The following is a 10689-nucleotide window of genomic DNA, read 5'->3' on the forward strand; positions in this document are numbered from 1 at the left end:
GAGGGCGGCGGCGGTGGCGGCGGTGACCTGCCCCGGCACGCGGTGACCGGCTACTGGCAGAACTTCAACAACGGCGCGGCGGTGCAGCGCATCTCGGACGTGCCCGGCCAGTACGACATCATCGCGGTCGCCTTCGCGGACGCGACGGGCACGCCGGGCGCGGTCACCTTCAACCTGGACTCGGCGGGCCTGAACGGCTACACCGTCGCCCAGTTCAAGGCGGACGTACGGGCGAAGCAGGCGGCCGGGAAGAAGGTCATCATCTCGGTGGGCGGCGAGACGGGCACCGTCTCGGTGAACGACTCCGCCTCCGCGACGAACTTCGCGAACTCGGTGTACGCCGTGATGCAGGAGTACGGCTTCGACGGCGTCGACATCGACCTGGAGAACGGCCTCAACGCGACCTACATGACGCAGGCGCTGCGGTCGCTGTCCGCGAAGGCCGGCCCGGACATGATCCTGACGATGGCTCCGCAGACCATCGACATGCAGTCCACGTCCAACTCCTACTTCCGGACCGCGCTGAACGTGAAGGACATCCTCACGGTCGTCAACATGCAGTATTACAACAGCGGTTCGATGCTGGGCTGCGACGGCAAGGTCTACAGCCAGGGGTCGGTGGACTTCCTGACCGCGCTGGCCTGCATCCAGTTGGAGGGCGGCCTCGACCCGTCCCAGGTGGGCCTCGGCCTCCCGGCTTCCACCCGCGGCGCGGGCAGCGGCTACGTCTCCCCGACCGTGGTGAACAACGCCCTGAACTGCCTGACCAGGGGCACCAACTGCGGCACCTTCAAACCGTCGAAGACCTACCCGAGCCTGCGCGGCGCCATGACCTGGTCCACCAACTGGGACGCCACGGCAGGCAACGCCTGGTCCAACGCGGTGGGCCCGCACGTCCACGCCCTGCCGTAGCCGTAACCCAAGCCCCGTCCCATCGCCCCGCCTCGGGGGCGCCGAGCACTGCACGCCCTCCCCAAAGCGTGAGCACTTCGACCGCCTCTGTCCGAATACCGCTCATTTGAGCGCTCACGTGACAGTTGGCCGCCAAGTGCTCACGCTTTTCAGCGAGGCATGGCGGGTGGGCTGCCGTATGCCCTCGCGCCCACGCTGGGCAGCGTTGCCCACATGCGGGTGCCCCCTCCCGGTTCGCGTGCCTCGCCGAAGCCCCAGGTGCCGTCACAGGCGCGGCAGACGCAGGCCAGGAAGCGTAGGGCCGCGCGGCGGTGCGTGTCGCAGGCAGTGGCCAGCTTGGGGTGGGTGTGGCGCGGGTGGCTGTCGTAGGCGATCACCCGGAGGGCAGAGGCACGGTAGCGCAGGGAGAGGTACACGTCCGTCGACTCCGTGAACCGGCAGGCCACCGCAACCAGTTCGCTCACCGCTTGCAGCGCGGGGTCCAGCAGGTCCGCCAGTCCGTGCGCCCTCAGCACCTCCCGCGACGCCGCTCGCGCCAGCGCCGGGCTCGTGAGCCGCGCGGGCAGCGTGAAGCTGTAGGCCAGGGTTTCGGGGACGGGGGCCGCGGGATCGGCGGAGAGCGTGGGTGCGACGGGGCAGCGGGACGGAGACATCGGTGGCTCCTTCGGTGAGGTACGGCAGCGCCCTGCCATGGGCAGTGGTCGGCGGCCAGTGGTCGATGGCAGTCGGTGGCTCCGTCGCGCGGGCAGGCTTGCGCGATGCACTGCCGACTGCGCCAGGTAGCTTGTGCGCTACCTAACGTAAGCACAGGGGGGTTATGTTGCCCCAAGAATTGGCAACAAAGGCACTCCATGGAGTGACGTGGGCCAGAGGAGGGACGGTATGGGCGCGAGGACGTCGCCGACGGAACGCCAGAAGAGATTGGGCGCAGAGATCCGGAGGATGCGTACGGCCACCGGGATGACCGGCGAGTTCGCCGCCGGACTGCTCGGTGTGGACCGGGGCAAGATCTCCAACATCGAGTCCGGGACTCGCGCCATCAGCCCCGACCGGCTGCGCACACTGGCCTGCAACTGCGATTGCGACGACGATGCCTATGTCGACGCCCTGGTCGAGATGGCACGGCCCATGGGGCAGGGCTGGTGGGACAAGTACCGGGGCAGCCTTCCAGCCGGACTGCTCGACATCGCCGAGTTGGAGCACCACGCGGTACGGCTGCGCAGTGTGCACCTGATCCACATGCCCGGACTGCTCCAGGCGACCGCTCACGCACAAGCCGTGTTCAAGGCCGCGCTGCCTCCGCTGCCAGAACATGAGGTCGCGCTACGGCTGGCCCACCGCCTGGAACGCCAGCGAGTGCTGGAAGGGGACAGCCCCACTCCATACGTCGGGATACTCCACGAAGCAGCTCTGCGTATGCAGTTCGGCGGACCGAAAGTGGCACGTGAACAGTTGGAGCACCTGCTCACCATGTCCGTCTTGCCTCATGTGTCGTTGCAGGTCATTCCCTTCGCGGCCGGTTCCTTTCCTGGCGCAGGCCAGACCGTCGTCTACATGGAGGGGCCGGTACGGCGCCTGGACACCGTACAGATCGACAGCGCCCACGGCCCGGAATTCATCTGCCACGAAGCGCAGTTGTCCAAGTACCGGGCTCAACTCGACTGGATGGAGCAGCACGCCCTGTCACCCGCGGATTCCCTCAGCTTCATCCAGGACATCGCCAGTCGACTTTAAGGAGACACCGCCATGCTCGACATCGTCTGGGAAGAACCGTTCTGCGCCGAGGGATCGGCCTGCTTCCGCCTCGGTACCGATCAGGACGGCAACGGCTACATCGCCATAGCCGGCTCCGAGGACGACTACCTCACCGACAGCCGGGACGCGCTACGGCGCATGATCCTCGACATCAAGGCGGGGAAGGCCGACCACCTGCTATGAAGCCGGTGCCGGCGGAGTCAGCGACCTCCTGGGTGCCGATGACCGCGAGCAGGTCGAGGCGGTCGGCGCTGTCGGTGCCGACCGCCGGGGTGAACCAGAGCAGCCGCTGCCGGCCGTCCTCACTGAAGAGGTGCAGGCAGTTGACCTCGATCGGGCCGAGGACGGGGTGGATGAGGCGTTTGCGGTCGTCCCGCCGGAACGCGACGTCGTGGTCGGCCCACAGCGCGGCGAACTCGGGGGACGCGTCGAGCAGGGCACCGACCAGCGAGCCTGCCTCGGCGTCCTTCCCGTCCCGCCTGGCGGCGGCCGCTGCGTGCGGGCGGCTCGTTCGTGGGGTTCTCGACCTCCGTGGTCGGCACGCAGCTCCCCGCCTACGGCGCGTACACGGCGAGCAAGGGCGCCGTCGAGGCGATCACCCTGATCCTCGCCCGCGAGCTGCGCGGGCGGGACGTCACCGTGAACACGGTCGCCCCCGGGCCCACGGCCACTGACCTGTTCCTCGAGGGCAAGACCCCCGAGCAGATCGATGCGCTCGCCAAGGCCCCCGCGCTGGAACGGCTCGGCGCCCCGGAGGACATCGCCGAGGTGGTCGCCTTCCTCACCGGTCCGGAGGGCCACTGGGTGAACGGCCAGATCCTGCGGGCCAACGGGGGCCTGGTATGACGATGCCGTCGAGCTGAGGCGGCCGACGGCGGGGGCTTAGCCGTCCTCGCCTCACCCCGCCCCCGCCATGCTCAACGACAACACTTGCCCCCGGCCATCAGAAGAACTCCGACCACGGCTGGTCCCAGACCTGCTTGACGCACAGGGCCAGGAAGAGGAGGCCCGCGATGACGAGCATGCTGTTGCTGAGGGCCCCGTTGCGCCATTCGCGGGGTGTGCGGGCGGAGTTGAGGAGCCAGAGCAGGGTCAGGGCGAGGAAGGGCATGAAGGCGGCGCCCAGGACGCCGTAGATGATGATCAGACGGAAGGGCTGGCCTTCGAACAGGAGGATCATGGGCGGGAAGGTCAGCCACAGCAGGTAGGCGCGGAACGGCCAGGACTTCTCCGGGCGGCCGGACGCGATGGCCTCGCCCGTCGACACCTTCACCTTCTTCCGGCCGCGCGTCACGAAGTCGGCGAACATCAGGCTCACCCCGTGCCACACGCCGATCAGTGACGTGAACGACGTGGCGAAGAAGCCGATCAGGAAGAACTTCGCCGTCGCGGCGCCGTACCTGTCCTCCAGGATGTCGCTCAGCTGCACCAGGCCCTGGTCGCCCTTCTCCAGTGCGAGCCCCGCCGAGTGCAGGAGTTCGGCGCCGACGAAGAGCATCGCGACGACGAAGATGCCGGTGGTGAGGTACGCGACGCGGTTGTCGAGGCGCATCACCTTCATCCACCCCGTGTCGGTCCAGCCCTTGGCGTTGACCCAGTAGCCGTAAGCGGCCAGCGTGATCGTGCCGCCGACGCCGCCGATCAGGCCCAGGGTGTAGAGGACCGAGTCGTCCGCGTCGGGGAGGACCGGGAGCAGTCCGGCGAAGGCGTCCCCGAGGTTCGGGGCCACCCTGATCGCCAGGTAGACGGTCACCACGAACATGACGCCCACCAGGACCGTCATGACCTTCTCGAAGACCGCGTACCTGTTGAACCAGACGAAGGCGAGGCCCACCAGGGCGCAGGCGATGCCCCACCCTTCGAGGTCCATCACGTCCGGGAAGAGGGCCTGCAGGGGCAGCGCGCTCGACGACATCGCCGCCGCGCCGTAGACGAAGCCCCAGATGACGACGTAGACGCCGAAGAAGTACGTCGTCCAGCGGCCCAGGCTCGTCCAGCCGTCGAACAGGGTGCGGCCGGTGGCCAGATGCCAGCGGCCCGCCGCCTCGGCGAGGGAGATCTTCACCAGGCATCCGATGACCGCCGCCCAGAGGAGGGTGTAGCCGAAGCTGCTGCCGGCGATGAGGGTGGCGACCAGGTCGCCGGCGCCCACACCGGTCGCGGCGACGACGATGCCGGGGCCGATGTAACGCCAACTGGACTTGCGGGGCTGGGGGCCGGGTCCGTGGGGTGGTGCTCCGGTGTCCTGGGTGTTTCCCGTGGTGTCCGCCATGAAGGTCAAGAAAGCGGATGGGTGCCGACGGGACAAGGGGGCGTGCGGGGATCTTCACCGGATACACCTGGTCGAGGGTCGGCCGACTTCCCCTTCTTGACCTGATCATGTCATACGTCGACCATGGCGGCACCGCACCACGCATGCACGCATGCAGCAGTTCGTACGTCGCACGAACAACCCTCCACCTCCCACAAGGAGACTCATGCGACTTCGCCTACGCGGCAGACGCTCCGCCGCGCTCGCCGCAGTCCTCGCCCTGGCTCTCGCCGCGCCCGTGTCGATGACGGCCACGGAGGCCGGCGCCGACAGCGGCAAACGGGCGGCGCCTTCGGCCGACGACATCCGCCAGTACGAGATCCATCAGCACACGACTCCCGTGACCCGTACGGCGATCCAGCAGTCCGGGGTCACCGTGGACGAGGCCGACGAGGAGACGGTGGTCGTCTCCGGCCGTGCGGAACAGATCCGGACCCTGCGTCAACAGGGTTACGAGGTAACGCCGTTGGGCTCCGCCCCCGACCGTTCGTCCGCCGCCGACGATCTGCGTCTGTTCGACTTCCCCTCGGCCGACTCCCGCTACCACAACTACGCCGAGATGAACGCGGAGATCGACCAGCGGCTGTCGGCGTACCCGAACATCATGAGCAAGCGGGTGATCGGCCGCTCCTACCAGGGCCGGGACATCGTCGCCATCAAGATCAGCGACAACGTGACGGCGGACGAGAACGAACCCGAGGTCCTGTTCACCCACCACCAGCACGCGCGTGAGCACCTGACCGTGGAGATGGCGCTGTACCTGCTACGCGAACTCGGCGCGGGATACGGCAGCGACTCGCGGATCACCAGCATCGTCAACAGCCGGGAGCTCTGGATCGTCCCGGACCTCAACCCGGACGGCGGCGAGTACGACATCGCCACCGGCTCCTACCGTTCATGGCGCAAGAACCGCCAGCCCAACTCCGGTTCGTCGTACGTCGGCACCGACCTGAACCGCAACTGGGACTACCGCTGGGGCTGCTGCAACGGCTCCTCCGGCTCCACGTCCTCCGAGACCTACCGGGGTTCGGCTCCCGAGTCCGCGCCCGAGGTGAAGGTCGTCGCCGACTTCGTGCGCAGCCGGGTCGTGGGCGGGGTGCAGCAGATCAAGGCGGGCATCGACTTCCACACGTACAGCGAGCTGGTGCTGTGGCCGTTCGGCTACACCTACTCCGACACCACGACCGGGATGACGGCCGACGATTACGCCGCCTTCCGCACGGTCGGCCAGAAGATGGCCGCGAGCAACGGCTACACGGCCCAGCAGTCCAGTGATCTGTACATCACGGACGGCTCGATCGACGACTACCTGTGGGGCACGCACAAGATCTTCGGCTACACCTACGAGATGTATCCGAGGTCCTCTTCGGGCGGCGGCTTCTACCCGCCCGACGAGGTCATCGAGCGGGAGACGTCCCGCAACCGGGACGCCGTCCTGCAACTCCTGGAGAACGCGGACTGCATGTACCGCTCCATCGGCAAGGCGGCGCAGTACTGCAGTTAGCGGAGCCGCCGCCCGCCGCGAGGAGTCTCCGTGGCGCCTAGGCCACGGGGCCGGCGCCCGACGTGGGCTTGTCCGGGTCGTCGGACGAGTCCACGTCGGCGTCCGGCTCGGGCTTCCCGGCATCGGCGTCCGTGCCGGACGAGCCGGCGTCGGGCTTGGCCGTATCGGGGTCGTCCGCCTCAGACTTGTCCGTCTCGGGGGTATCCGCCTCGGGAGTGCCCGCCTCGAGCTTGTCCGTCTCGAGCTTGTCCGCCTCGGGAGTGACCGCCTCGGGCTTGTCCGTCTCGAGCTTGTCCGCCTCGGGGGTATCCGCCTCGGAAGTGCCCGCCTCGGGCGTCTCGGGTTCGGGCGCCCCGTCGTCGAAGTAGGCGTCCAGGACCGCGTCCAGTTCCGTGTCCCACGTGGCGAAGCGGCTGCGGGACGCGGCCTCGATCTCGATCGGGTACCAACGGCGTTCCGTGGTGTGGACGGTGACCGTGTACCGCTTGCCGAAGCGGGCGGTCTCCGTCTCCACCGCGCCGATCTCGTCCCAGCGGAACTCGCACGCCTGGTCGTCCAGTCGGAGCCGTACGCCGCTGTGATCGGCGACGATCTCGGCCCGGCGGTCGGACGCCTCGAACACGGGGCCGTCGGGGGCGGATTCCTCCTCAGAGGACTCGGAGGGCTCGGAGGACTCGGAGGGCTCGGAGGCCGCAGAAGTTTCCGAGGCCTCGGAAGTCCCGGGCTTCTCCAGCGAGGTCGTCGCCCCCGGTTCCGTGGCCGGGTCCGCGTCCGTCTCCGGCACCGCGTCCTCCGGCTCCTCCTCGCCCTTCGCGTCCTTCACGTCCGCCTTGCGGTCGGACGTGCCGGACACGGGTGCGGTGAGCCCGGGGATGAAGGCCGGGTCGAATCCGGCGCCTTCGAGGGGCTGGGGCTGGCTGTTCGAACCTATGCGCTGCTCCACACCGGGTGAGTATGGTCGACGATCCCGTGTGAGGCACAGCCAGCCCCTCACTTCGTTATCAGACGCCTACATGCGTCCCACCGTTCGTACGAATCGGACGATGATCCGACCGGAACTACGGGCCGGCGTCAGACGAACAGGCTGAGTCCCGCCGCGACCACGAAGCCCGCCACCGACAGGACGCTCTCCAGCACCGTCCACGTCTTCAGCGTGTCCCGCTCGCTGATGCCGAAGTACTTGGCGACCATCCAGAACCCGCCGTCGTTGACGTGCGAGGCGAAGATGGAGCCCGCCGAGATGGCCATGATGACCAGCGCCACGAACGCCTGGGAGTGGTTCCCCTCGGACAGCAGCGGGGCGACGATGCCCGCCGTCGTGACGATCGCCACCGTCGCCGAGCCCTGCGCGACCCGGAGCACCACGGAGATCAGGTAGGACAGGACGATCACCGGCAGGCCGACGTCGTTGAACGTGTCGGACAGCGCCTGGGCGACACCGCTCCCCTTGAGGACCGCGCCGAAGACACCGCCGGCGCCGACGACCAGCAGGATGTTGCCGACCGGCTTCAGCGAGGACGTCGAGACGGTCTCCAGGGACTTGCGGGACCAGCCGCGCCGGATGCCGAGCAGGTAGTACGCCATGAACAGGGCGATGGTGAGCGCGACGAACGGGTGGCCGAAGAACTCGACGACCGAGCGCAGCGTGGACTCGTCCAGGGCGATCGAGGAGAACGTCGAGGCGAGGATCAGGATGAGGGGCGTACCGATGATGCCGAGGACGGTGCCGAGCGGCACGGGCGTCTCACGCGGCGCCACGCCTGCGGCGCGCTGCTCGTCGAGGACGGCCTGACGGGACTCCTCGGCGGCCTCGACCATGTCCTGCGGGACGGCGACGAAGATCCGCTTGCCGATCCAGGCGGAGTAGACCCAGGCGGCGACGACGGCCGGGAGGCCGGTGACGACGCCCATGAGGATGACCCAGCCGAGGTCGACGTCGAGCAGTCCGGCGGCGGCGACCGGGCCGGGGTGCGGGGGCAGGAAGGCGTGGGTGACGGACAGGCCGGCGAGCAGGGGCAGGCAGTAGAGCAGGATCGACTTGCCGGAGCGCTTGGCGGCGGCGTAGACGATCGGCGCGAGGACGAAGATGCCGACGTCGAAGAAGACCGGGATACCGAAGATCAGGCCGGTGAGGCCCATGGCGAGCGGGGCCCGCTTCTCGCCGAACAGGCCGAGCAGCCGCGATGCCAGGACCGCGGCGCCGCCGCTGACCTCGAGGATCGCGCCGAGCATGGTGCCGAGGCCGATGATGATCGCGACGTGGCCGAGGATGCCGCCCATGCCGGACTCGATGGTGGACACCGCGTCCGAGCGCTGGACCGTGCCGAAGAGTTCGGTGACCGACAGACCGGCCATCAGGCCGACGGCTATGGAGACGCCGAGCAGCGCGACGAACGGCTGGAGCCGCACCTTGATGATCAGGAAGAGAAGCAGCGCGATACCGATGGCGGCGACGGTCAGCAGACCGGCGGTGCCGTCGATGAGGAGGAGCAGCCCTCCGGTGTGCGGGGGTGCCTCGGCCGCGGCGTCGGCGGCGAGCGGAAGGGACGGATGGGACATTCGGAGGTCCTCTGCTTGAGCGCATAAAGCTTTCGGGCATGGGGGATCGCGGCACGGCGTCACAGGGGTGGTGGACGCCGTGCCGTGGCATACGGGTGCGGGGTGGTGACCGGAAAGGGTGTGAGGGGTGCGGGGTGAGTGCGCGTCAGCCCAGTACGGCCAGTGCGTCGATCTCGATGAGGAGCCCCGCGGGGAGGCCGACGTAAACGGTCGTGCGCGCGGCGGGCGGCTGGGTGAGGCCCTGCTCCTCGAAGTAGGTGTTGTAGATGCCGTTCATCTCGGCGAAGTGGTCCACGTCGGTGAGGTAGACGCGGATCATCATCACGTCGTCCCAGGTCGCGCCGCCCTCTTCGAGGATCGCCTTGACGTTGGCGAGGGTCTGGAGGGTCTGCTCGCGCAGGGTGGGGCCGGCGGGCGTGGGCGGCCGGCCCTCCTCTGCGGGGAGGAACCCGACCTGGCCGGCGACCTGGAGGATGTTGCCCTTGCGCACGCCGTGGGAGAACTTCGCGGGCGGGGTGGTGTGCGTGCTCGGGGTGAGGGCGACCTTCTCGGTTTTCTCGGTCATGCGGGGCGGTCCTTCGCTGGAGTCACTGGGGTTCTGCCGGGGTCCGGCCGGAGTACTCGCCGCTGATCGCGTCCGCGGTGCGGCGGACCAGCGGGAGCAGGGTGAGGAGTTCGTCGGCGGTGACGACGACGTTCGGCGCGGAGACCGACATCGCGGCGACCACCCGGCCGTCGGCGCCGCGGATCGGCGCGGCGACACAGTTGATGGACTCCTCGTGGCCGCCGAGGTCGGTGGCCCAGCCCTGTTCGCGCACCTTCTCCAGCTCGCGCAGGAACGCGGCCGGATTGGGCGTCGAACGGGACGTGTACAGGGGGTAGTCGAGCTTCTCCGCGAGGGCGCGGCGCTCGTGTTCGGGCAGGTCGGCGAGGAGCAGCTTGGCCACGGCGGCGACGGTGATGGCGACGGGCTTGCCGATCCGCGAGTACATGCGGACCGGGTAGCGGCTCTCCACCTTGTCGATGTAGAGGACCTCGTTCTCCTCGTGGACGGCGAGGTGCACGGTGTGGCCGCACTGTTCGTTGAGGCGGACGAGGTGGGCGTGGGCGATCTCGCGGACGTCGAGGTTTTCCATCGCCTCCTGGGCGAGGGCGAAGAGGCGGGCGCCGAGCCGGTAGTGCTGGTCGGACTGGCGGTAGACGAGTCCGTGCTCGTGCAGGGTGCGCAGCAGCCGCAGGGCCGTGGACTTGTGCACGCCGAGCCGGTCGGCGACCTGCCCGAGGTCGGCGGGGCCTTCGGCGAGCAGCGGCAGGATGCTCAGTGCGCGGTCGACGGTCTGGCTCATGGGGTACGTACCTCCTCCTCGGCCCGGTCCGCGCCCGCATCCGTGTGCGCGCCCGCGGTGGCGGTCTCGGTCCAACCGGGGCCGAGACGCAGTCTCCCCCACGCCGTGTCGTCCAGGGCGGCCAGCCGGTCGGCCAGGTCGCGGGCGGGGGGTGCGGCGAGGTCGCCGGGGACGGTGAGGGCGGCGGCGGCCATGAGGTGGCCGTGCCGGAGCCGGTCCCGTACGGGCAGGGCGCGCAGGGTGGCGGAGAGGAATCCGGCGGCGAAGGCGTCCCCGGCTCCGACGGCGGCGACGACGCCGAC

General features: G+C 69.1%; 10 protein-coding genes and 3 pseudogenes. 5 read left to right on the plus strand and 8 right to left on the minus strand.

Annotated elements, in window-relative coordinates:
- Window positions 1-912, plus strand: a 912-nt coding sequence (locus AOK11_RS04935; protein ID WP_167353762.1) for a chitinase, incomplete at its 5' end; no start/stop codon positions are given.
- Between the two features lie 149 nt (window positions 913-1061).
- On the opposite strand, the gene AOK11_RS04940 is transcribed toward AOK11_RS04935, so the two are convergent.
- Window positions 1062-1565, minus strand: coding sequence for an ATP-binding protein (locus AOK11_RS04940; protein WP_055592394.1), 504 nt, complete (start codon window positions 1563-1565; stop codon window positions 1062-1064).
- Window positions 1566-1794: 229 nt separating this feature from the next.
- On the opposite strand from AOK11_RS04940, the gene AOK11_RS04945 reads away from it, so the two are divergent.
- On the plus strand, window positions 1795-2646 hold the full coding sequence (locus AOK11_RS04945) for a helix-turn-helix domain-containing protein (RefSeq protein WP_055592395.1): 852 nt from the start codon (window positions 1795-1797) through the stop codon (window positions 2644-2646).
- 12 nt (window positions 2647-2658) lie between these two features.
- Entirely contained in the window at window positions 2659-2850 is a 192-nt protein-coding gene (locus AOK11_RS04950) for a hypothetical protein (RefSeq protein ID WP_055592396.1), read from the plus strand.
- Here AOK11_RS04950 and AOK11_RS39150 read toward each other — a convergent pair.
- A pseudogene (locus AOK11_RS39150) lies at window positions 2819-3160 on the minus strand (MmyB family transcriptional regulator); the annotation flags it as partial. The gene AOK11_RS04950 and the pseudogene AOK11_RS39150 sit on opposite strands and share 32 nt — an antisense overlap.
- Here AOK11_RS39150 and AOK11_RS04955 point away from each other — a divergent pair.
- Window positions 3154-3513: pseudogene (locus AOK11_RS04955) on the plus strand (SDR family oxidoreductase); the annotation flags it as partial. The pseudogenes AOK11_RS39150 and AOK11_RS04955 sit on opposite strands and share 7 nt — an antisense overlap.
- Before the next feature lie 97 nt (window positions 3514-3610).
- Here the strand turns inward: AOK11_RS04955 and AOK11_RS04960 are convergent.
- Window positions 3611-4939, minus strand: a complete 1329-nt coding sequence (locus AOK11_RS04960; protein WP_055592397.1) for an Nramp family divalent metal transporter — start codon at window positions 4937-4939, stop codon at window positions 3611-3613.
- A gap of 205 nt (window positions 4940-5144) precedes the next feature.
- Between AOK11_RS04960 and AOK11_RS04965 the strand changes: the two genes are divergently transcribed.
- A complete protein-coding gene (locus AOK11_RS04965; RefSeq protein ID WP_055592398.1) occupies window positions 5145-6482 on the plus strand; it encodes a M14 family metallopeptidase in 1338 nt (445 codons plus the stop codon).
- Between the two features lie 295 nt (window positions 6483-6777).
- Here AOK11_RS04965 and AOK11_RS04970 read toward each other — a convergent pair.
- The 5 genes and pseudogenes from AOK11_RS04970 to AOK11_RS04990 form a co-directional block, all read right to left on the minus strand.
- Window positions 6778-7425, minus strand: a pseudogene (locus AOK11_RS04970) (hypothetical protein); the annotation flags it as partial.
- A gap of 128 nt (window positions 7426-7553) precedes the next feature.
- Window positions 7554-9041, minus strand: a complete 1488-nt coding sequence (locus AOK11_RS04975) for a GntP family permease (protein ID WP_055592399.1) — start codon at window positions 9039-9041, stop codon at window positions 7554-7556.
- Between the two features lie 145 nt (window positions 9042-9186).
- On the minus strand, window positions 9187-9606 hold the full coding sequence (locus tag AOK11_RS04980; RefSeq protein WP_055592400.1) for a RidA family protein: 420 nt from the start codon (window positions 9604-9606) through the stop codon (window positions 9187-9189).
- Window positions 9607-9628: 22 nt separating this feature from the next.
- Window positions 9629-10387 (minus strand): IclR family transcriptional regulator, encoded by a 759-nt coding sequence (locus AOK11_RS04985; RefSeq protein WP_055592401.1) that lies wholly within the window; start codon window positions 10385-10387, stop codon window positions 9629-9631.
- Window positions 10384-10689 (minus strand): PfkB family carbohydrate kinase (locus AOK11_RS04990; protein WP_240497221.1); only part of this gene is annotated, 306 nt, incomplete at its 5' end. The genes AOK11_RS04990 and AOK11_RS04985, both read right to left, overlap by 4 nt.

This window comes from Streptomyces hirsutus, assembly GCF_001418415.1.
GTDB classification, from domain to species: domain Bacteria; phylum Actinomycetota; class Actinomycetes; order Streptomycetales; family Streptomycetaceae; genus Streptomyces; species Streptomyces hirsutus.

Excerpts from the sequence above, each read along its gene's own strand:
- AOK11_RS04980 (WP_055592400.1), bottom strand. The coding sequence starts at position 9,606 with ATGACCGAGAAAACCGAGAAGGTCGCCCTCACCCCGAGCACGCACACC.
- AOK11_RS04945 (WP_055592395.1), top strand. The coding sequence starts at position 1,795 with ATGGGCGCGAGGACGTCGCCGACGGAACGCCAGAAGAGATTGGGCGCA.
- AOK11_RS04965 (WP_055592398.1), top strand. The coding sequence starts at position 5,145 with ATGCGACTTCGCCTACGCGGCAGACGCTCCGCCGCGCTCGCCGCAGTC.
- AOK11_RS04985 (WP_055592401.1), bottom strand. The coding sequence starts at position 10,387 with ATGAGCCAGACCGTCGACCGCGCACTGAGCATCCTGCCGCTGCTCGCC.
- AOK11_RS04975 (WP_055592399.1), bottom strand. The coding sequence starts at position 9,041 with ATGTCCCATCCGTCCCTTCCGCTCGCCGCCGACGCCGCGGCCGAGGCA.
- AOK11_RS04940 (WP_055592394.1), bottom strand. The coding sequence starts at position 1,565 with ATGTCTCCGTCCCGCTGCCCCGTCGCACCCACGCTCTCCGCCGATCCC.
- AOK11_RS04960 (WP_055592397.1), bottom strand. The coding sequence starts at position 4,939 with ATGGCGGACACCACGGGAAACACCCAGGACACCGGAGCACCACCCCAC.
- AOK11_RS04950 (WP_055592396.1), top strand. The coding sequence starts at position 2,659 with ATGCTCGACATCGTCTGGGAAGAACCGTTCTGCGCCGAGGGATCGGCC.